This is a genomic window from Acinetobacter sp. YH12068_T (assembly GCF_024606005.1).
Classification (GTDB): Bacteria; Pseudomonadota; Gammaproteobacteria; order Pseudomonadales; family Moraxellaceae; genus Acinetobacter; species Acinetobacter amyesii.
The window spans coordinates 2667250-2687561 of the sequence record NZ_CP094555.1; the positions used below are offsets into that span (position 1 = coordinate 2667250).

Consider the following 20312-nt stretch of genomic DNA (forward strand, 5'->3'; position numbering starts at 1 on the left):
TCCTAAATCAAATCGAATTATTTGGTGCTTTCGCTTAACTCTTGTGCCAACTCTTGGCTACGCTTTTGCGCTGCGGCTAAAGCAGCCTGAATATTTTGTGAAATTTGAGCACGATCAAATACTTCAATCGCGGCTTGTGTTGTACCGTTTGGAGAAGTTACATTTTTACGTAACTCCGCAGGACTGTTGGCACTGGTAATCGCCATTTGTGCAGCACCTAATGCAGTTTGCAAGGTTAGTGCTGTAGCCACTTTTTCATCCAAGCCCATGTTTTTACCTGCACGAATCATACTTTCCATCATATAGAAAAAGTATGCAGGACCTGAGCCAGAAACAGCTGTTACCGCATCAATTTGCGCTTCCGAGTTTACCCAAAGTGTTAAACCAGTTGAAGCCAAAACTTGACTTGCAAGATCACGATCTTCAGCTGAAACCGCTTCACCTGCATATAAACCATGCGCACCGGTTTGAACTAAAGCCGGCGTATTTGGCATGACACGAACAATGCGCTCTGTGCCTAATAATTTTGAAATCGTTGCAATTTCTGCACCTGCAACAATTGAAATCACCAACTTCCCTTCTAGCAGCCCTTGTAATGGTGCCAAAACTTTTGCCAACACCTGAGGTTTAACTGCAAAAAGAACAATGTCAGCATCTCGAATTGCCGCAACATTATCATCGGTCACATGCAAATCTTTTTCAGCCAAAAGCTCACGTACTTTTTCTACGGGATCTGAAACTGTAATACGTGTAGTCGGGACACCACGTGCAATTAGGCCACCAATTAAAGCCTGTGCCATGTTGCCGCCACCAATGAAACTGATATTACAATTTAGAATTGCGCTCATGATTGAAGATCCGATATTGCAGATTTAGCGTTAAGAGATAATGTTGGTTGCCAGCCAGCTTGAGTACAAAATTCAGACTGCGCCAACCAAAAGCCCTGAGGCGTAAAGACGCCTAGCATAACATTATCTCGGCTTAATATTTGAATAGTATGACGCTGCCATGGAAAAATTTGCGCCTGCTGAATAGCTTTTTTCAACGGCCAACTTCCGACACGACCATACAAATGAATTTTTTCGCCGCCAAGGCGTGGGCGTATCTGCAGTTGCTGCCCCAATAATTCAGGTGATAAGCCAACCTCTGAGGGTTGAATCACGAAATGTCCTGCAGGCAACTTGAGGCACTGACCTGCAACACAAGTTACAACCTCAACCTCTTGAATGGATTCTGCTGGCAGATAATCCGCTTTGGCAATCCGATGAAGTTGCTGTTGAAACCGCAGATAATAAAATCCATTCCAGTGCAATGCCGCTTGCGAGTCTTCGCGTGAGCCAATCACTTCTGAAAATAATCGCTGTACCATTTCAAAGCTTGGACGATATTGCCCCTCACCTTTCATCCAGTGCGATAACAACTGACGCTGACGTGCCAGACTGAGCTGTTGTAGAGCCACCAAAGATAAAACTTGCGATGAACCACAGGCCGCTAAATCTTGTTGCAACACCTCAAGTAAAATTTCATCAGCATCTTGCATCAAGTAACTGGTTCGACTCAGAGCTTGCTGCATTTTAGGAAATCGATCGCTGAGTAACGGCCACAAAATCTCACGACTCCACGCGCGGTCATAGTCGGTATCAAAATTGGTGAGATCTTGAATATTTTGCACATGCAGCTGTGCTGCCCATTGGCAAATTTGCTCACGTGAAAGATCTAATAGGGGACGCCATAAAATAAAATCTTCACGCGCATCGATTTTTTTCATCGCAGCAAGGCCATGGACACCAGCACCTGAAAGTAGCCGCAATATCAGTGTCTCGGCTTGATCTTGCTGATGATGCGCGAGTACTAATATTTCATCTGCTTGTAAATGTTGGGCAAAGGCTTGATAGCGGGCCGAGCGTGCTTGATTTTCAAGGTTACCTTGCGCAACCTGGACTTTCTGTATAATGAATGGGAGATTTAACGCTGCACACTGAGCGTGTACAAACTCGCCCCAAGCATGACTACACGCTTGTAGTTGGTGATCAATATAAATCACCCGTATTTTTTCAGGGCACAAAAACGACATAAGATGCAGCAGCAACATGGAATCCATGCCACCACTACATCCTATTAAAAATCGGCTTTGTTCAGGCAGCGCCTGAATTTGACTTAAGCAGTCAGCCCTAAATTGTCGCTGCCAAACTTCATTAAACGCTGATAACGCGCTTCGCATCGTTCGTTTGCATCCATTGGTTGCAGTTCTTCTAGAGCTTGCTTCAAGACCACTTTCAAATCCTGCATGACTTTTTCAGGGTTTAAATGTGCGCCTTCCGCTTCGTCCACCACGTATTCTACAATGCCCATCTTCTGCAATTTATCTGCCGTCAATGCCAATGCTTCACTTGCTTGTTCTGCTTTTTCTGCAGTTTTCCACAAAATAGATGCACAGCCTTCAGGTGAAATTACTGAATAAATACTGTGAGATAGCATAATCACACGGTCAGCTACGCCAATACCGAGCGCACCACCCGAACCTCCTTCACCCAATACCGTTGCTACTACAGGCACTTTAAGTGAAGACAGCTGAGCCAAACTAGTTGCAATTGCTTCGGCCTGACCACGCTCTTCTGCACCCACACCTGGGTACGCACCCATGGTATCAATAAAGGTAAAGACTGGCAGATTAAAACGCTCGGCCATATCCAATAAACGCTGTGCTTTACGGTAACCTTCGGGGTTACTCATACCAAAATTATGTTGTAATTTTTCACGTGTACTACGACCACGGTGCTGACCTACAATCATCACAGGCTGACCATCTAAACGAGCCAAACCACCAATCATCGCGCCGTCATCACCAAATAGGCGGTCACCATGCAAAGCATCGAACTCTGTAAAAATTTCGCCAACATAATCCAAAAACTGCGGACGTTCAGGATGACGTGCGATCTGAACCGTAGTCCAGGCTTTAGATTGAGCTGCTTTATTTTTCATAGGTCGATCATTATCCCTAACTTAACTGGTCTGTTAATTGATAAATTGTTCCGACTGGATATTCAGTTCAATATCCCAATGCTTAAATTGCAGTTGCTCATCATGCAAGTCTGCAACCAACAAAGGCCACTGTTTGGCATCACCAGAAACACTAAGTTGCCATTGTTGCGCATTGTCCACGCTTAATTCAATGGCAGGAAGCATCTCATCGCTGCGACTATGATTTAATAAAACTGCTAAACGAAGCAATAGACATAAGTAAACAAGTTTGTTACCACCGACTTTCATCACATCAACACGTGCATCACTGCGTAACTTACGACGATGATGCGCCACTAAATGCGACAAATGATTTTGATCAATTTGTGAGAAACCCGGAATATCCGAATGTTGCAGTAAATAAGCACCATGACGATGGTATCCACTATGACTGATCGCTAAGCCAATTTCATGCAAATACGCCGCACGACGCAGTAAATCACTGTCATCACTGGTCAAATTCAGTGCGGTCGCCACACCATTAAACAGTTGTTGAGCGGTATTTACCACACGTTCAGCTTGTTTCATATCTGCGTTGTAGCGCCCCATCAACGCATGTACAGAACGGTCACGAACATCTTCATGTTGGAAACGTCCCAATAGGTCGTACATCACGCCTTCACGTAACGCGCCATCAGAATAAACCAATTTATCGATATTCAGCACATCAAAGACTGCATACAAAATGGCAATGCCGGCTGGCAAAACTGCTCGACGGTCTTCTTTTAGACCATCAAATTCCATTTCATTGACATGCTTATATTTAAGCAATTTATCTTTGAGTTTAAATAAACCATCACGTGTCAGTTCTTCCTGATCGTTGCTCCAGCCCATATTGACACAAATCTGACGACACGCTTTGATCGTGCCACTTGAACCGACAACAGTATCCCAGCCCGCAGCTTTATAAGTGTTGGCAATGCCTGCGATTTCCTTGCGAGCAGCATTTACCGCTTTATCAAAACTTTTCAGGTTAATTTCACCATCAGCAAAAAACGCTTTGGTAAAAGCGACACAGCCCATTTGCACAGATTCTGTATGAATCGGTTCAAACTCTTCACCAATAATCAACTCTGTTGACCCCCCACCGATATCAATCACAAGGCGGCGACCACTATTTGCCATAGTATGTGAAACCCCTAAATAAATTAGACGGGCTTCTTCACGACCAGCAATAATTTCAATTGGTTTTGGTAAAATTTCAGCGGCTTTTTGAATAAATTCATGACCATTTTTTGCTTGACGCAAGGCATTAGTCGCCACAATACGTAAACGGTTAGCTTGTACAGGATTTAAACGCCCCACAAAACGTGCTAGGCAGGCTAATCCTCGTTGCTGTGCGGCTTCAGTCAAATTTTTATTTTCGTCTAGACCTGCGGCAAGCTGTACTTTTTCTGACATTGATGCAACTTTTTTCACTTCACCATGGTCTACGCGTGCGATAGCCAAGTGGAAGCTGTTCGATCCCATATCGATAGCAGCAAGTAATTCTTCATCAATCAAAAAATCAGACATTATTCAAAAAAACCTGTTCAGAATTGTGCTTAGATTAATTCACATACATGTAATTTAAAAGCCATTTATGAGTAGTTCGGGCGGAACTTATCGATTTTTTATCTGAAGCAATGATAGTCATACACGATCATCGGCATCGTGATCATCCATTAGACAAACTCGCCATTCAGGTCGAAAATTTACATAACCCCCTACATTGTTATAGTTGGCTATGTAATACTTATAAACATAGAGTCAACTTAAAAATTAATTCCGGAGCAAAATCCATGTCTGGCAATATCGTAAATACAACTGATGAAAACTTCCAAGCCGATGTACTAGAGTCTGATACTCCTGTACTTGTAGATTTCTGGGCAGGTTGGTGTGCTCCTTGTAAAGCCATTGCACCTGTACTTGAAGTACTTTCAACTGAGTTTGAAGGCAAAGTTAAAATCGTTAAAGTAGACGTAACTTCTTGCGAACAAACAGCTGTAAACTACAACATCCGTAACATTCCTGCATTATTAATGTTTAAAAACGGCGAAGTTGTAGCAACCCAAGTCGGTGCAGCGCCAAAATCTAAATTGACAGCTTTCATCGAAGAAAACATCTAATATTTTTTCGATAAAAACACTCGAAAATACGCTGTTTTACACAGCGTATTTTTTTGGTTGATAAATTGACAAATGCTGTGTTCTCTCTTATATTGTTTACTCAAGAAATTAAGGATCTCAAATCCTGTCATTTTCTTACAACACAACACATAAAATGCCGCTCGGCAACAGAATTGTTTTTCACATCTCTCTTCATATAACGAATCAGATCTCTGAATTGTTTTGTGCAAACCAATTGCTATCGTTTCTTGCATGATCGCGGCACATTTGTTGCTCCCTTTTCCAACCTGTACCTCAGAATTTTAGATTCTATCTGACCACCTATGAACTTAACCGAACTCAAGAAAAAACCGATTGGCGAACTCATCAAGATTGCCGAGTTTATGGGCCTCGAAGGAATGGCTCGTAACCGTAAGCAAGATATTATTTTTGCCATCTTAAAGCGCCACGCAATGAACGGCGAAGAGATTTTTGGTGATGGCGTTCTAGAAATTCTGTCGGACGGCTTTGGTTTCTTACGCTCTGCAGCGGGTTCTTACCTAGCCGGCCCTGACGATATCTATGTGAGCCCATCACAAATCCGTCGCTTCAACCTTCGTACTGGTGACACTATTACAGGTACGATTCGTCCACCTAAAGAAGGCGAACGTTACTTTGCATTATTAAAAGTTAATCAAATTAACTACGACACACCCGAAAACTCACGTAATAAGATTCTTTTCGAAAACTTAACACCTTTATTTCCAACCGAACAATTGGTAATGGAATTAGGTAATGGTACAACAGAAGACTTAACTGCGCGTGTGGTTGACTTGGTTGCTCCGATTGGTAAAGGTCAACGTTCAATTATCGTTGCACCGCCAAAAGCGGGTAAAACCATGTTGTTACAAAACATCGCTCAGTCGATTGTTCGTAACAATCCTGAATGTTTCTTGATTGTCCTTCTGATTGACGAACGTCCTGAAGAAGTAACAGAAATGGAACGTACTGTTCGTGGTGAAGTAGTTGCTTCAACATTCGATGAATCACCAGCTCGTCACGTACAAGTTGCAGAGATGGTGATCGAAAAAGCGAAACGTCTTGTAGAACACAAAAAAGACGTGGTGATTTTGCTAGACTCAATTACTCGTTTAGCACGTGCTTACAACACCGTAATCCCTTCATCTGGTAAAGTTCTTACTGGTGGTGTGGATGCCCATGCTTTAGAACGTCCAAAACGTTTCTTCGGTGCAGCACGTAATATCGAAGAAGGTGGTTCACTGACAATTATCTCAACTGCGTTGATTGAAACTGGCAGTAAGATGGATGAAGTGATCTACGAAGAATTCAAAGGTACAGGTAACCAAGAAATTACCCTAGACCGTCGTATTGCTGAAAAACGCGTGTTCCCTGCGATGAACATCAAAAAATCAGGTACACGTCGTGAAGAGCGTTTGATGTCTGAAGATAACCTACGTAAAGTTTGGATTTTACGTAAATTGCTTCATACACAAGACGAACTTGCAGCGATGGAATTCTTGCTTGATCGTATGAAAGAAACCAAAACCAATGATGATTTCTTCGATCAAATGAAACGTAAAGCATCCAACTAAGTTGAATGTTTGACTGAAAAGGCCATCTATAACGATGGCCTTTTTATTTGGTTGACTTTAGTTACACAAAGAAACATTTGATAGCTTTCCATGTAAACTTATTTTCAAGTTGATGATTATAAAAAATATATGTTAAAAAACCCTATTCTTTTTAGTAGTTTATTTGCTATTTCGCCAATATAAAACTTTCTCTTAATTGTTATTTTCTGTTAAAAAATGGCCGTTTTTCACCTATTTTTAACGGTTTTTTCAAAGTCACTAGTAGCATTTCAAAATACTCAGTGATAGCATACACGCAGACCAGTTAGACTGCTCTATGCATTTTTAATACCTATTCAAATTAGGCATAATAAAAGCACACAACAGACTAACGCAGGTTATTTTTTAATCTCATATTTTAGAGAGTGATGCCATGTTATTCAAAAAAATCGCTATTGCTGCTGCAGTTGCTACTACTTTAGCTTTCGTTGGTTGTGCTAAAAAAACTGAAGAAGCTGCTCCTGCTGCTGCATCTGAAGCTGCTGCTTCTGAAGTAGTTGCTGCGTCTGACGCTGCTGCTGTTGAAGCTTCTGCTGCTGCATCTGAAGCTACTGCTGCTGCTTCTGAAGCTACTGCTGCTGCTTCTGAAGCTACTGCTGCTGCTTCTGAAGCTCAATAATCTAACCGATTATTCAGCACAAAAAGAGAGCCCTATGGCTCTCTTTTTTATTGCCTCAAACTTTAAACCCTAGTTCATAAAAAGAGCTAAAATTCAAAATACTAAGCCCATGCTTATTGAAAAATAAAAACTGACAATTTAGCTAAAGGAAAGCCACAATTAACCTCTACGACAACTCAACTCAACTCAACTCAACTCAACTCAACTCAAGTATATCGTCTCACTTTAAAACGAATATTCTTCAACATGAATTGTGCGATAGATGATGAGCACTGCGCCTCCTAAATCAAAGGAAAAAAAAGCAGATCAATTGATCTGCTCATTTCCAACACGTTGACGGAATTTTTGTCCCGCACGGAAGGTCACTACACGACGGGCAGAAATCGGAATTTCTTCACCCGTTTTCGGGTTACGGCCTGGGCGTTGACGTTTATCACGCAACTCGAAGTTACCGAAACCTGAGAGTTTAACTTGTTCCCCAGAGATTAGCGCTTGGCTAATCTCATCGAAGAATAACTCGACCATTTGTTTTGCTTCACGACGGTTTAAACTCGTGAGCTCACTTAAATGATCAGCCATTTCTGCTTTTGTTAATGCTGTCATGAAGCCCTCAATGTCGCCTGGTAAGTGTTTTCCAACACCTGAAGTATGTTATCCATACCGGTTTTGATTTCAGCATCTTCTAATGTACGTGTTGGATGTTGCCATTGAATTGCAAATGCCAATGAGCGCTTGCCTTCTTCGACACCTTGACCAGTGTACACATCGAATAACCAAACTGCGTCTAAAAGCTCACCGCCGGTTTTTTCGATAAGTTGCTGAATTTCACTAACATTAATCTTATCACTAATTAAAAGCGCAATATCACGTCGAACCGACGGAAAACGTGATAATTCTGTAAAATTAGATACATAAGTTTGCAAAACAGCCGATTGATCTAATTCAGCGACCCAAGTAGTCGCCAAATCCAACTCATCTTCTAAAGATGGGTGTAAACGACCGAAGTAGCCAATCGATTGACCATTGACTAAGATTTCAGCAGATTGACCTGGATGTAACCACGTACGCTCTGAACGTACATATTCAACATTTAAACGAGCAGAATTTAAAATCTCTTCTACATCGCCTTTAAAGTCAAAGAAATCCATAGGCTGTGCTTTACCATGCCAAGATTCAGTTGTACGCGAACCTGTTGCAACTAGTGCAAAGGTTGGGATCTGTTTGAGATCATGAATGCTGTTCGCACCTTGATAATCAAAACGTAGACCAAGCTCATAGAAACGCACACGGTTTTGCTGACGGTTTACGTTGTATTGCACACATGGGATCAAACTTGATAATAAGGTTGAACGCATCACTGCAAGATCGCTTGAAATCGGGTTTGCAAGCGCTAGTGGTTGAACCTGTGGATTCAATTGTTTCTCTAGTTTCGCATCTGCAAAGCTAAAGCTAATTGCTTCTTGATAACCTAAAGCCACTGCAGTTTGACGTAACTGAACCAATTCAAATTGGTCTTGGTATTTCGCCAGTTTGACATCAATCACCGGCAAGCTGATTTGAATATTGTCGTAACCGTGAATACGTGCCACTTCTTCGATGAGGTCTTGATAAATCGCCATGTCAAAGCGGTGTGATGGCGGTACAACTGTCCACTCACCTTCTGCTTTCACAGTGACATTGCAACCCAAACGCGTTAAAGCATCGGTAATAAATGCAGATTCAACTTTATAACCGAGGAGTTGATCGACTTGCGCTTGGTTCAGTTCAATGGCTTCACGTTTTGGTAATAATTCAACTTTTTCAGCAACAGTAATTGGACCAAACTCACCACCAGCTAAATCAGCGATAAGCTGAGAAGCACGGTGCATTGCCGTCATCGGCAATTCAAAGTCTACACCGCGTTCATAACGCTGAGATGCATCAGTATGCAAACCAAAACTACGTGCACGACCTGCGATATAGAGTTGATCAAAGAACGCCGACTCAAGGAAAATTTCAGTGGTATCGTCAGAAACCGCTGAACTTAGGCCACCCATGATTCCTGCAATCGCCAAAGCTTTTTGATCATCCGCAATCACCATCACGTTTTCAGATAATTCAACTTCTTGTTCATTCAACAACGTTAATTTTTCTGCTGCTGTTGCTTGGCGTACACGAACTGAACCTTCAACTTTACCGCCATCGAATGCATGTAAAGGTTGACCCAATTCCATTAAAACGTAGTTGGTAATATCGACCAAAATACTGTGCTGACGGATGCCCGCACGAGCCAATGCACGCTCCATCCACTCAGGAGTTGGTGCTTTGGTATTGACATTTTTGATTACACGGCCTAAATAGCGTGGGCAACCATCCGTAGCAATAACAACATTTTTTTCATCGCTAATGGTTGCAGCAACTTCTGTAATCACTGGTGCAGTCACAGGGAGTTGGTTAATCACACCAATTTCACGTGCAATACCACGAATACTGAAGCAGTCACCACGGTTTGGCGTGATGCTGATATCAATCACATTGTCATCAAGATCTAAATATTCACGCACATTTACACCAACAGGTGCATCGGCAGGAAGCTCTAATAGACCGTCGATTTTATCTTCAAGATCAATTTCAGACGCACCGCACAGCATGCCTTGTGATTCAACACCACGAAGCTTGCCTTTTTTAATTTTGAAATCGCCCGGAAGTACTGCACCAATGGTTGCTACAGGAGCTTTCATGCCTACACGTACGTTTGGAGCTCCACAAACGATTTGTAACGGCTCGCCTGAACCGATGTTTACAGTAGTGACACGTAACCGGTCAGCATCGGGATGTTGAACCACTGTTAAAACTTCACCGACTACTACACCAGTAAATGGTTTTGCAGCAGGAGATAAATCATCAACTTCTAAACCTAACATGGTCAGTTGGTCAGAAAGTGTATCGCTATCAATGGCTGGGTTAACCCATGTACGCAACCAATTTTCGCTAATTTTCATTGTATAAAAACCTATTAATTCTAAATTTCTAATCCCCTCTAGCGCCCCTTTAAAGAAAGAGGACGAACCCTAAGTCATGATGGACACCCCCTCTCCTTTTAGGAGAGGTTAGGGAGAGGTATAAAACTGTTTAAGCAAATTGGCGTAAGAAACGCACATCATTTTGGTAGAACATACGCAGGTCATTAATGCCATAACGCAACATGGCAAAACGCTCTACACCTAAACCGAAGGCGAAGCCTTTGTATTTTTCTGGGTCAATGCCAGCGGCTTGTAAAACGTTTGGATGCACCATACCGCAGCCCAAAACTTCCAACCATTTACCACGTTCATCCATGATATCCACTTCCGCACTTGGCTCTGTAAATGGGAAATAAGATGGACGGAAACGTACTTTCAAATCTTTTTCAAAGAATTCATTTAACAAGTTAACCAACAAACCTTTTAGTTCTGCAAAGCTGGTGTTTTCAGCCACATACAAACCTTCGATTTGATGGAACATTGGCGAATGCGTTTGGTCCGAGTCACAGCGATAAACACGACCAGGACACACAATACGGATTGGAGGCTGCTGATTTTCCATCGTACGAATTTGCACGCCTGAGGTATGCGTACGAAGTAAATGATTCGCATCAAAATAGAAAGTGTCGTGCATCGCACGTGCAGGATGATGACCCGGAATGTTCAATGCTTCAAAGTTGTGATAATCATCTTCAACTTCTGGACCAGTCGCAACAGTAAAGCCAGCTTTGGTAAAGAATTGGCAAATACGTTCTTGAACTTGAGTCACAGGGTGAATACTACCCACCGTTTGACCACGGCCGGGTAAAGTAATATCAATCGTTTCGCTAGCAAGCTTTTGTTCTAATGCAGCTTTTTGTAATTCAGCTTGACGAGCAGTCAGTGCGCCAGTAATCGATTCACGAACGGCATGAATTTGAGCACCAAAAACTTTACGTTCTTCTGGGTCCATTTTACCGAGCGACTTCGATTGTTCCGCGAGCTGGCTTTTCTTCCCTGTAAATTGCACTCGCACTTGGTCGAGTGTAGCAAGGTCCTCTGCTGCTGCAATCGCAGCGAGCGCTTCAGTGGTCAGGGCTTCCAGTGACATAGTAACTCTCAAAGCAACAATTTAAAAAAATAATATACACCCCTTATTCTAACAGTTTTTAGCCGTTATGATGAAGCGCATTCACAAGTTAAAATTGCATTAGCATCAAGTTTTAAAAAAAGTATAAGATAAACACAATATCAATGGGATCCAATCTTTATGGCACTCGATCCAATCTGGAAACAACAGCTCACACTCGTCACTTATGGCAATGAATTTCTCAACCAAGGTTTGAGTTTTCAACGTTGGTTGAATCACCACATTTTTGATCAGCACAGTTTCCATTTTCGTGATTTGCTATCACAGCATTTATTGGCTCAACATTTCCAAATTTGGCTAGAAGGCTTAAAAAAACAAGGGGTACAACGCTTAAGTTTACATAGCTCCAGCTTGCTGAATGATGAACAAAATCCGAATGCTAACGTTGAACTTCTTCCCTTTGCCCATTTTATTGTAAGCCACGAAAAAAATAAAAAGCAGGCATGGATTTTTGGTAAAGAACTTGCCGAGTGGTATAACGCAGAAAATGACTATGAAGCACCGGCATCCCAACAACTGCAAATTCGTCGAGAAACCTTTTGGCGCTATGAGCTGAACCATAAACTCGTTAAACGCATCGAAGCAGATATGCAGTTACCAAAATGGGATGATATTCATAACTTCACTGAAGCAGAATTATTTTTACAAAAACCTGCGGAAGGTTTTATTGAGCCGGAGGTGTTGGGCACACCTTATTATGGTACACAGCCTGATCTAAGCAGCGAATCGAATGAATCTACAAAACTTGCACTCTTGCCAACGGATGCACAAGCGGATTTTGCACATGACAGCTTGTATCGCCTAGAAGCATTAAACCGCCACATTCAATCTAAAATTCAGCATCCCTATCATGCAGATGGCAGCATCTATACACCTGAAGAACAGTTAAATTTACGCCATTTTGCTCAAAAAACTGAAGATTTAACGGCTAAATTTATTGTAAAAGTCGCCAATCACTATAAAACTGCACGTTTAACTCCTGTGGTCGAAAGCTCTCCTCTGGATGGATTTAAAACTGAGCAAAGAAAATCAAATCCTCAGCATGCACACACGCCAAATCCAACCCATAAACCCGGTGCAGGTGGAGTGATTACCTTAATTATTATTACGGTAGTGATTTGCTTATTGGCTTATTACTTCGGACTTTAACTGTATAAATGTGATCAACACTAAAAAGCCCTTCTCATAGAAGGGCTTTTTTATAAACATACTTCTGTATGAAAGATTTCAAAATTATGAGGTCGTTAAATAATTAAATGGACGAATTTCCAATCGAACGCGATGCTGATCGGCATGTTGATTAATATAATGACTGACAGAGACTACTTCCCCCTCAAGCTCTGCGTCTGCACCATACATGATTTTGACTGCCTCACCTTTGCGGGGAATCATTTCGAGCTCTACAGTAATGCTACCTTGACCCATACCAACTATTTCAGCCAACATTTTATTTTCCTTTTGTTCTTTTCTATCCATACATTAGGCATGTCGCAAAGCGCGGTATAAAGATTATTTCTGTAACTTAACTGAACTTTTTATTGATAAAACATCAAAACTTAAACATCAAAAACATAAGAATCTAATTGTTCTAAAAATGCATCAACTGCATTTGCAGACTTTAAACGAATCCATTGAATATGTTGATATTCAGGTGCATTCATCATCTGTAGATATTTTTCACGATTCGTTTTATGGGTTTTAATCATCCACCAGACAATGGAATCTCGACCAAACATCCGCCACAAACTTTCCTGATTATTTGAATCTGGCCAAAGATCTTGTTTGGACTTAGCCCGAGAAATTGCGCGCTTTACAGAGCGGTATAAATTGACTGGAAACGGAAGGTCTAACCATATCACCGTATCTATTTCAGACCATTTAACAGGAATCGCCCGAGTATAATTGCCATCAATAACATAACCATTTTTCGCTTTAGCAATTTCAGCTCCGATACGTGCAAAAAAGATTTCGTCAGGACACTCCTGCCAATCATCTAGCCAAAATAGATTATCCAGTTCTATATAATTTAGTCCTAATTTGTCCGACAAAGCTCTGGAAAAGGTTGATTTTCCAGTGGCCGATGTACCGACTACGTTTATTCTTTTCATTGTCATGATGATCTACTTGAGTCTGGTGAATCTACTTCAAGATAACAGCATTGGATCTGTAGGTTAACTTTTATTCTTCACGATAATTTAAAAGATCTGCATCGATATTGATAAAGTCAGGCTTTAGGGTTTGTTCAAATTGAACGGCTAATATTTGCGACTGAGTGGTTATGTATGCTTTTGCGACTCGATGCATACCATCCATCACTCGACCACTAGCACATAAAATAATGGGATAACTTAAGTCCGCAGCATTTACCAATTCCAGATGTTCAATAATTTGCTGTGTGGTCGGTGCAGATTTTGGAAATTAATATGCTTCATTTAACTCCTAAATGTCATTTACAGGGATTTGCTGAATCTTAAAATTTTGACTGAGTTTTACTAAGTGATGCACATCCCAAATATACGTATCGTCGCCTACTTGGCGGAAGTGATACTGTTTGCGCATCAAGCAGTTACCTTTTAAGTCAAATTAAAGCTAAGATAGCTTACAATTGAAAAATAAAAAAATGCTTCATTATGATAGATCATTACGAGCAATTTATTCTTGGTTTGCAATATAATGCTCAACGCTTTTTTAACCAGAAAATTTACTATGACGAGATTTTGCACCCATGGTGCGGCCAAGCTTGCGACATTTTCTTGATTCGCGATTTTAAAACCAATGCATTACTACATGACTCATTTGATCATTTGATCATTTGATCATGTATATGGCTGAAAAGCGGATTAGAAAATGCTCACTTTATCCATTTGATCTTCTTTTTGAGCATGCAAAACTTAATCAACATCCTCATTTTGACTTTGTAAAAACCAACTACCCTCTTGCTGTTTTCCACAACAATTTAAATCAAGCCTTTGCACTGGTTCAAATCCAATCTGAAACGAAAATTTTAGATATCAGCCCTATTGGTGATCCTCGGGAGTTTTGGGGTGCAAGTTCCACACAATTTCATGACGCATTCGGGCTGTTTACATTAATTGAGCTCAATCAACAACAGCGCAATGAATGCTTTTGCTTTGATAAAAAATCGAGTTGGAGCAGTTTAGTAAATAGCATTCAACTGGATTTATTTGAACATCCGTTTTCTACCCACATTCAGCCTCAATTTAAACTAATCCATAATTTGTATTATTATGGCCTTCTGGATGACTCACTCCCTCTTTTGGAGAATCCTCAAGCTTCACCTCAAGTTGGATTAAGTCTGCTTGAAATGCTCAATTCAATCGAAGCTGCTATCCAAAATTTAAAACATGTAAAAAACGAAAGCTCACCGATCCATTTATTTACAACCGAAGAATATGCACAACTATTGGATTATGAGTACAAACTGTCAGAACACCATGTAGATGTCACGTGCTATACAGCCAATCATTTCAACCGCAAAAATTTAGTCAATGATGAAGAGAAAGCTTTACTCAAACAACTACAGAAAAAATACCCCAAAGTTAATTATTTCAAGTCAACATCTGATCAAGCTCTTTCCGCCACCAACACTTCAACAGATAAAGAGCCTGAAAAACCATGGGTTGTATTTTTTTCTTTAGTTTTAATTTTTGCCATGCTATTCGCTTTACTTTATGGCTTTTATTTACTTTTTAAACAATTTGAGTTTATAAAATTTGCCGCAATCACAATTGGCATCATTGTGTTTTTAGCCATATGGTCGAAAAAATAAGATGTCTAATCAAATTCATCCATAAAAAAAGACCGCTAAAAGCGGTCTTTTTTTTAGTCATAAAGACTTATGCAGCTAATGCATCTTTAGCTTTAGAAGCTAAAGCAGCAAACGCAACTGCGTCATGCATAGCGATGTCAGCAAGTACGCGACGGTCGATAATCACTTGAGCTTTTTTCAAGCCAGCGATCATACGGCTGTACGACAAACCATTTTGACGAGCACCAGCATTGATACGCGCAATCCATAGAGCACGGAATTGACGTTTCTTTTGACGACGGTCACGGTAAGCATATTGACCTGCTTTGATTACTGCTTGGAACGCTACGCGATATACGCGTGAACGAGCGCCGTAGTAACCTTTAGCACGAGCAAGAATTTTTTTATGACGGCGATGAGCCTGTACACCACGTTTAACACGAGCCATTTATAATCTCCTTAGATGTATGGGCACATACGGCGAACTGAAGCAACGTCACTTACGTGAACCATTACACAGCCGCGTAATTGACGGATACGCTTAGCAGATTTTTTGGTCAAAATGTGTCGTTTGAACGCTTGGTGACGTTTAAAACCGTTTGCAGTTGGCTTGAAGCGTTTAGCTGCACCACGGCGAGTTTTCATCTTAGGCATAAGAACCTCTTTTGAACACCTGTTCGGCACGTCTGCACCATTGCAAAGACGCCCTGCAGGTAAGGGAGCGAGTATTCTAAAGCATCTTTGCTCAAAACAAAAGCGAATCTTTCTACCGAATATCGAACTTAATTAATTTTCTGATATAGATTTTCCGATGATTTTATAAGCGATGCCCAATAAGGCTTATATAATGTCGGCACGCCAACTATTAATGTCCATTATGAAACCTGCACAGGATGCTTTTGCAGCCCTACGTTATCGGGATTTCTCGATTGTTACGCTTAATCAATTTTGTCTGACCTTAGCCATTTTGATTCAAGAAATTATTGTTGCTTATTCACTGTATCAAATCACCAAAGACCCGCTAACACTGGGCTTAATTGGTTTAGCCGAAGCAATTCCTTTTATTGCTCTCTCTTTGTGGGGAGGATACTTTGCAGATCGTTTCAATAAACAGACCATTATGAAAATTTGTCTGTTTTTTTCTGTACCGATGCCACTGATTCTTTGGGGGTTATTTCACCAATATGGTCTCGGCCAAATTGATGTCACCCAACTGTCTTGGGGTATTTATGCGGTCATTTTTGGGCTTGGAACGATCCGTGGTTTCTATAATCCCTCGGCAACGTCGCTTAAACCTTTTTTAATCCCGCGGGAGCTCTATGCCAATGGTGCAACATGGACAACGATTGGTTGGCAAAGTGGGGTGATTATTGGGCCAATGCTTGGCGGTTTTATGTTGGCATTTTTAGGCCGTGAAACCAGCTTACTCAGTGTTGCGGCGCTATTAACGGTCTGCTTCGTCCTCATTAACCTACTCAATAAACGCAGTTTTCCTAAAATTGAATCTGACAATTTAAAAGATAGTTTAAGTGAAGGTTTACGATTTATCTGGAAAACCAAAATTGTCCTTTGGGCGATTTCACTCGATTTAGTTTCTGTGCTTTTTGGTGGCGTGATTGCCCTCTTACCGATTTTTGCCGAAGATATTTTAAAAGTGGGGCCTGAAGGTTTAGGCTACTTACGGGCAGCACCGTCTATTGGCGCCCTGATCACCATGATTGCATTGACCAAATTCCCTCCAACTCATCATGCATGGCGTAATATGTTATTGGCTGTAGCGGGTTTTGGTGTATTTACCATTTTATTCGCATTTTCAAGCAATCTTTGGTTATCACTCTTTGCACTGGCAATGACTGGTGCATGTGACAGCATCTCTGTGGTGGTTCGCCAAACTATTTTACAGCTCTATCCGCCGGAAAATATGCGTGGGCGTGTTGCCGCGGTCAATGGCATGTTTGTCTCCAGTAGTAATGAACTCGGTGCATTTGAATCTGGATTGGCTGCAAAATATATGGGCACGATCATGGCGACAATCTTTGGTGGCTGTATGACCATGGCTGTAGTTGCAATCAGTTGGGCAAAAACCCGTGACTTGTTTGGGATCGACATTACCCATCAGTCAAAAAAATAATGGCATATTTTCCATTTAAACCTTGCCAGTATTTCCAATACAGGAAATACTGCGCAGCAATATCGACGCATTCATCACTCACTTTGTGATCTTAGAATAGACTTATGAAACAATATCTGTGCTTAACCCTTTTGGCCTGCGCTCCATTTTCTACAACGTTTAGTGCTTCAACCAAAACCCATCAACTTCCGGCACAGAATATTGAAGTTGCTCCTGCGCATTTAACCACGCGTTTAAATTGGTCGGTTTTCCCAAAACCATTATATGCCAATGAAGACCTCAAGCAACGTGACCGCGCGGCCATTATTCGTGTTACAGCAAATGCAAAAGGCACCATTACCGATGCAAGTATTAAAGAAAGTACAGGTGTCGATCAACTCGACCGAATCTTAATTTCTGCTGTCAAAAAAGCTAAAGTCAAACCACATTTAGAAAATGGTGAAGCCAAAGCCATTATTGGCTATCAAGCGTTTAATTTGAGAGTTAAAGGCAATACGCCTGAATGTGATTTCAACTTTGATTCAAAAGTTTGGAATGCACAAAGTGCAGATAAGAAAACGCCATTCCAATATGTATCTCAACCAAAATTAGATCTCACTAGTCATGAGTTGAAACAGCACGATCGTAAAGTCAAATTTAACTTTAAAGTGGATAAACACGGACAAGTAAAAAAGGTCAAGATCAAGCAAGGCTCTGGCATTTATACACTCGATCAGAAAGTCGTTGAAGCACTAAGAAATAGTCAGATCTCGGTTAAACGTACTGCGAGCACCCTTTGGATCTATAAAAAGTCGAACTTTAAAGATGAAATTCAATTTAAAGTAAATGGCTGTAAATAAGTAATAGATTCAACATTTCAAGCAGGGATTGAATGTTTCAATGCCCTGTTTTATCTCAGAAGAAACCTAAAAATATAAGATAAATACAGAGATAACGCCCGGTTTTCGCTACGGTCACCATGAACACAAAGCGCCAGAAGTTTTCTTTCATTAAACCCGCAATTAAAGTAATAGGGTCTCCAATCATCGGCAGCCAACTCAGTAGCAAAGACCAATAACCATATTTGTGATAAATACCCTGTGCCTGCTGCATTTTCAGCTCTGACACGGGAAACCATGTTTTATTTTTATAATGTTCTACTTTTAAACCGAGCCACCAATTCACACAAGAACCGAGAATATTACCAATACTGGCCACCACAATCAGCAGCCATAGATTATGTTGACCATAGCTCAACAAGCCGAGCAATACGGCTTCGGACTGTAAAGGAAGTAAGGTCGCAGCCCCAAATGCCGCGAAGAATAAAACTAAAAACGACCACATCGAAACGAATGCTTAGAGACCTAATTTTTTCTTCGACTTCAAATATTCAAAATTTGACCAAAGCACTGCTGCAACAATTACAACGATTCTCGACCATTTATATTGTGAAGAAATCGGTTCAATCGCAGCTCGCATCAAGTTTTGATCTTTGGTATGTAAATCTGCAAGAATATTTTGAACATGCACAATTTCAGCGACAAATAGCAGTAAGCAGCCTGCAATACCAAAAATAATACTCCAATAGATTCTTGGGTTATTTTCAACAATACGGGTAAAATTTAAGAAAAAGTCTTTCATCGCAAAATCGTCCAACTAAACCGTCAACAACGCGTTCTTTTCGGCAGCGCCGCATTCTAACACAGCGTTAGAATTTTCTTCCGTCCTATCTAAAATCTTAAGGTGAGTCTTTCCGCACTTTACTTTTATACATGAGACTTCTAATCTGCCACGCAAATATTGAATAATTTTAACTCACTTTATGAAAAAAATTCTTTGCTTAAGTTTTATCGTGTTATTACAAATTTTGACCGCTTTATATGCACAAAGTCCTTCTTAAGTTGCCAAACAACACGTGATTACACAAGATCAAATGATTTGGCAAAAGCGACCTATCTTTAACTTCAACAATGACGATCTGGGCAATCAAAATCGTGACCTTAGTTTTAAATTGTATGTTTTAGCCACCGGCGAAGTTCAAAAAGCTGAATTAATCAAAAGCTCTGGACTTACACACATTGATAAGCGGGTTGAACAGTCACTTTTACGTGCCAAGTTCAAACCTTATATCGAAAATGGTGTCGCTTACCCCTTTGTTGCCGTACAGCCCTTTTCACTCAAGACCCTGAAAGAAAACCAAAGACCTTGGTGGAAAAAGCTTCTATTCATTTCATAAAAAAAAGAGCATGTTTCCATGCTCTTTTTTTAAACCTGTATTGTTAAGGCTTTTTGTACCGCTGGACGGGCCGTCAGTCGATCGATATAGTCTTTCACGTATGGATAATCTTCCAGCTGAATTTGCTGCCATTCATGACGCAGTGCCCAAGGCAGAATAGCCATATCTGCAATCGAATACTCTCCAGCCACAAATTTTTGACCAATCAACTGATGGTTCAAAACTTTATATAAGCGTTTAGACTCATTTACATAACGTTCAGTTGCATACGGAATACGTTCAGGTGCAAAACGACTAAAATGATGATTTTGTCCTAACATGGGCCCAAAACCACCCATTTGCCACATCAACCATTGTTCAACTTCAACGCGCTCAAACTCATCTTCTGGATAAAACAAACCTGTTTTACGTCCAAGATATTGCAGAATCGCACCAGACTCAAAAACTGAAATCGACTCTCCTCGTGGGCCATTCTGATCGACGATTGCAGGGATTTTATTGTTCGGAGAAATTCTCAAAAAGTCTGGCTGAAATTGATCATTTTCCAAGATATTAATCGGAAAAATTTGGTATTCCAAACCCATTTCTTCTAAAGCGATGGTAATTTTATGTCCATTGGGTGTACCCCAATAGTAGAGATCAATCATCTATATTCCTTTTTAATTTTCAGTAAGGCAATCTCATTTT

22 protein-coding genes and 1 pseudogene are annotated in these 20312 nt (G+C 40.8%); 8 read left to right on the top strand and 15 right to left on the bottom strand.

The annotated features are described in order from the left end of the window. Positions 1–17: 17 nt before the first annotated feature. From proC to ppx, 4 genes are read right to left on the bottom strand one after another with little or no spacing between them, the layout of a single operon-like run. On the bottom strand, positions 18–848 hold the full coding sequence (gene proC / locus MST18_RS12725) for a pyrroline-5-carboxylate reductase (protein ID WP_168378486.1): 831 nt from the start codon (positions 846–848) through the stop codon (positions 18–20). Continuing rightward, positions 845–2221, bottom strand: a complete 1377-nt coding sequence (gene tilS, locus MST18_RS12730) for a tRNA lysidine(34) synthetase TilS (RefSeq protein ID WP_180132644.1) — start codon at positions 2219–2221, stop codon at positions 845–847. Before tilS ends, proC begins: the two co-directional genes overlap by 4 nt. Beyond that, positions 2158–2982, bottom strand: coding sequence for an acetyl-CoA carboxylase carboxyltransferase subunit alpha (locus MST18_RS12735; protein ID WP_078189570.1), 825 nt, complete (start codon positions 2980–2982; stop codon positions 2158–2160). Before MST18_RS12735 ends, tilS begins: the two co-directional genes overlap by 64 nt. Positions 2983–3015: 33 nt before the next feature. Continuing rightward, on the bottom strand, positions 3016–4536 hold the full coding sequence (ppx, locus tag MST18_RS12740) for an exopolyphosphatase (RefSeq protein WP_180090282.1): 1521 nt from the start codon (positions 4534–4536) through the stop codon (positions 3016–3018). Between the two features lie 266 nt (positions 4537–4802). On the opposite strand from ppx, the gene trxA reads away from it, so the two are divergent. From trxA to MST18_RS12755, 3 genes are all read left to right on the top strand, one after another. Further along, a complete protein-coding gene (trxA, locus tag MST18_RS12745; RefSeq protein ID WP_078192629.1) occupies positions 4803–5129 on the top strand; it encodes a thioredoxin in 327 nt (108 codons plus the stop codon). Between the two features lie 323 nt (positions 5130–5452). Next, positions 5453–6721: a transcription termination factor Rho gene (rho, locus tag MST18_RS12750; protein WP_067731074.1), complete on the top strand. Its 1269-nt coding sequence runs from the start codon at positions 5453–5455 to the stop codon at positions 6719–6721. 412 nt (positions 6722–7133) lie between these two features. Then, positions 7134–7379 (top strand): hypothetical protein, encoded by a 246-nt coding sequence (locus tag MST18_RS12755; RefSeq protein WP_078192631.1) that lies wholly within the window; start codon positions 7134–7136, stop codon positions 7377–7379. A gap of 306 nt (positions 7380–7685) precedes the next feature. Here the strand turns inward: MST18_RS12755 and MST18_RS12760 are convergent, their stop codons facing one another. The 3 genes from MST18_RS12760 to pheS all read right to left on the bottom strand — a co-directional run bounded on the left by MST18_RS12760 (position 7686) and on the right by pheS (position 11471). Beyond that, the gene (locus tag MST18_RS12760) at positions 7686–7982 is read right to left on the bottom strand and encodes an integration host factor subunit alpha (RefSeq protein ID WP_004783565.1); all 297 of its coding nucleotides are present in this window, start codon (positions 7980–7982) and stop codon (positions 7686–7688) included. Next, complete coding sequence (pheT, locus tag MST18_RS12765; RefSeq protein ID WP_180132645.1) at positions 7979–10360, bottom strand: phenylalanine--tRNA ligase subunit beta; 2382 nt, start codon at positions 10358–10360, stop codon at positions 7979–7981. Before pheT ends, MST18_RS12760 begins: the two co-directional genes overlap by 4 nt. Positions 10361–10490: 130 nt before the next feature. After that, positions 10491–11471, bottom strand: a complete 981-nt coding sequence (gene pheS, locus MST18_RS12770) for a phenylalanine--tRNA ligase subunit alpha (RefSeq protein ID WP_078192633.1) — start codon at positions 11469–11471, stop codon at positions 10491–10493. 159 nt (positions 11472–11630) lie between these two features. Between pheS and MST18_RS12775 the strand changes: the two genes are divergently transcribed. Further along, complete coding sequence (locus MST18_RS12775; protein WP_180132646.1) at positions 11631–12659, top strand: hypothetical protein; 1029 nt, start codon at positions 11631–11633, stop codon at positions 12657–12659. An 84-nt stretch (positions 12660–12743) separates the two neighbouring features. On the opposite strand, the gene MST18_RS12780 is transcribed toward MST18_RS12775, so the two are convergent. The 3 genes and pseudogenes from MST18_RS12780 to MST18_RS12790 all read right to left on the bottom strand — a co-directional run bounded on the left by MST18_RS12780 (position 12744) and on the right by MST18_RS12790 (position 14069). Further along, positions 12744–12956 carry a hypothetical protein gene (locus MST18_RS12780; protein WP_111884721.1) on the bottom strand — a complete coding sequence of 71 codons (213 nt, stop codon included), beginning with the start codon at positions 12954–12956 and terminating at the stop codon, positions 12744–12746. A 110-nt stretch (positions 12957–13066) separates the two neighbouring features. Beyond that, positions 13067–13618, bottom strand: a complete 552-nt coding sequence (locus MST18_RS12785; protein WP_180102564.1) for an adenylate kinase — start codon at positions 13616–13618, stop codon at positions 13067–13069. Between the two features lie 70 nt (positions 13619–13688). Then, positions 13689–14069, bottom strand: a pseudogene (locus MST18_RS12790) (hypothetical protein). A gap of 259 nt (positions 14070–14328) precedes the next feature. On the opposite strand from MST18_RS12790, the gene MST18_RS12795 reads away from it, so the two are divergent. Further along, complete coding sequence (locus MST18_RS12795) at positions 14329–15300, top strand: hypothetical protein (RefSeq protein ID WP_257250081.1); 972 nt, start codon at positions 14329–14331, stop codon at positions 15298–15300. Positions 15301–15367: 67 nt separating this feature from the next. Here the strand turns inward: MST18_RS12795 and rplT are convergent, their stop codons facing one another. Further along, on the bottom strand, positions 15368–15727 hold the full coding sequence (gene rplT / locus MST18_RS12800) for a 50S ribosomal protein L20 (RefSeq protein ID WP_004647525.1): 360 nt from the start codon (positions 15725–15727) through the stop codon (positions 15368–15370). A gap of 11 nt (positions 15728–15738) precedes the next feature. Next, positions 15739–15933 (bottom strand): 50S ribosomal protein L35, encoded by a 195-nt coding sequence (gene rpmI, locus MST18_RS12805; protein WP_065994397.1) that lies wholly within the window; start codon positions 15931–15933, stop codon positions 15739–15741. A 223-nt stretch (positions 15934–16156) separates the two neighbouring features. On the opposite strand from rpmI, the gene MST18_RS12810 reads away from it, so the two are divergent. Continuing rightward, complete coding sequence (locus tag MST18_RS12810) at positions 16157–17410, top strand: MFS transporter (protein ID WP_180132844.1); 1254 nt, start codon at positions 16157–16159, stop codon at positions 17408–17410. Positions 17411–17514: 104 nt separating this feature from the next. Then, complete coding sequence (locus MST18_RS12815) at positions 17515–18249, top strand: energy transducer TonB (RefSeq protein WP_180132648.1); 735 nt, start codon at positions 17515–17517, stop codon at positions 18247–18249. Positions 18250–18304: 55 nt separating this feature from the next. On the opposite strand, the gene MST18_RS12820 is transcribed toward MST18_RS12815, so the two are convergent. Further along, positions 18305–18733 (bottom strand): YqaA family protein, encoded by a 429-nt coding sequence (locus tag MST18_RS12820; protein ID WP_180132649.1) that lies wholly within the window; start codon positions 18731–18733, stop codon positions 18305–18307. Positions 18734–18745: 12 nt separating this feature from the next. Next, positions 18746–19030 carry a hypothetical protein gene (locus tag MST18_RS12825; RefSeq protein ID WP_180132650.1) on the bottom strand — a complete coding sequence of 95 codons (285 nt, stop codon included), beginning with the start codon at positions 19028–19030 and terminating at the stop codon, positions 18746–18748. 274 nt (positions 19031–19304) lie between these two features. Here MST18_RS12825 and MST18_RS12830 point away from each other — a divergent pair, with 274 nt between their 5' ends. Further along, entirely contained in the window at positions 19305–19625 is a 321-nt protein-coding gene (locus tag MST18_RS12830; protein WP_180132651.1) for an energy transducer TonB, read from the top strand. A gap of 29 nt (positions 19626–19654) precedes the next feature. Here the strand turns inward: MST18_RS12830 and MST18_RS12835 are convergent, their stop codons facing one another. Beyond that, positions 19655–20272, bottom strand: a complete 618-nt coding sequence (locus MST18_RS12835) for a glutathione S-transferase N-terminal domain-containing protein (RefSeq protein WP_180093395.1) — start codon at positions 20270–20272, stop codon at positions 19655–19657. Positions 20273–20312: the final 40 nt, after the last annotated feature.

Excerpts from the sequence above, each read along its gene's own strand:
- proC (WP_168378486.1), bottom strand. The coding sequence starts at position 848 with ATGAGCGCAATTCTAAATTGTAATATCAGTTTCATTGGTGGCGGCAAC.
- tilS (WP_180132644.1), bottom strand. The coding sequence starts at position 2,221 with ATGCGAAGCGCGTTATCAGCGTTTAATGAAGTTTGGCAGCGACAATTT.
- MST18_RS12735 (WP_078189570.1), bottom strand. The coding sequence starts at position 2,982 with ATGAAAAATAAAGCAGCTCAATCTAAAGCCTGGACTACGGTTCAGATC.
- ppx (WP_180090282.1), bottom strand. The coding sequence starts at position 4,536 with ATGTCTGATTTTTTGATTGATGAAGAATTACTTGCTGCTATCGATATG.
- trxA (WP_078192629.1), top strand. The coding sequence starts at position 4,803 with ATGTCTGGCAATATCGTAAATACAACTGATGAAAACTTCCAAGCCGAT.
- rho (WP_067731074.1), top strand. The coding sequence starts at position 5,453 with ATGAACTTAACCGAACTCAAGAAAAAACCGATTGGCGAACTCATCAAG.
- MST18_RS12755 (WP_078192631.1), top strand. The coding sequence starts at position 7,134 with ATGTTATTCAAAAAAATCGCTATTGCTGCTGCAGTTGCTACTACTTTA.
- MST18_RS12760 (WP_004783565.1), bottom strand. The coding sequence starts at position 7,982 with ATGACAGCATTAACAAAAGCAGAAATGGCTGATCATTTAAGTGAGCTC.
- pheT (WP_180132645.1), bottom strand. The coding sequence starts at position 10,360 with ATGAAAATTAGCGAAAATTGGTTGCGTACATGGGTTAACCCAGCCATT.
- pheS (WP_078192633.1), bottom strand. The coding sequence starts at position 11,471 with ATGTCACTGGAAGCCCTGACCACTGAAGCGCTCGCTGCGATTGCAGCA.
- MST18_RS12775 (WP_180132646.1), top strand. The coding sequence starts at position 11,631 with ATGGCACTCGATCCAATCTGGAAACAACAGCTCACACTCGTCACTTAT.
- MST18_RS12780 (WP_111884721.1), bottom strand. The coding sequence starts at position 12,956 with ATGTTGGCTGAAATAGTTGGTATGGGTCAAGGTAGCATTACTGTAGAG.
- MST18_RS12785 (WP_180102564.1), bottom strand. The coding sequence starts at position 13,618 with ATGAAAAGAATAAACGTAGTCGGTACATCGGCCACTGGAAAATCAACC.
- MST18_RS12795 (WP_257250081.1), top strand. The coding sequence starts at position 14,329 with ATGTATATGGCTGAAAAGCGGATTAGAAAATGCTCACTTTATCCATTT.
- rplT (WP_004647525.1), bottom strand. The coding sequence starts at position 15,727 with ATGGCTCGTGTTAAACGTGGTGTACAGGCTCATCGCCGTCATAAAAAA.
- rpmI (WP_065994397.1), bottom strand. The coding sequence starts at position 15,933 with ATGCCTAAGATGAAAACTCGCCGTGGTGCAGCTAAACGCTTCAAGCCA.
- MST18_RS12810 (WP_180132844.1), top strand. The coding sequence starts at position 16,157 with ATGAAACCTGCACAGGATGCTTTTGCAGCCCTACGTTATCGGGATTTC.
- MST18_RS12815 (WP_180132648.1), top strand. The coding sequence starts at position 17,515 with ATGAAACAATATCTGTGCTTAACCCTTTTGGCCTGCGCTCCATTTTCT.
- MST18_RS12820 (WP_180132649.1), bottom strand. The coding sequence starts at position 18,733 with ATGTGGTCGTTTTTAGTTTTATTCTTCGCGGCATTTGGGGCTGCGACC.
- MST18_RS12825 (WP_180132650.1), bottom strand. The coding sequence starts at position 19,030 with ATGAAAGACTTTTTCTTAAATTTTACCCGTATTGTTGAAAATAACCCA.
- MST18_RS12835 (WP_180093395.1), bottom strand. The coding sequence starts at position 20,272 with ATGATTGATCTCTACTATTGGGGTACACCCAATGGACATAAAATTACC.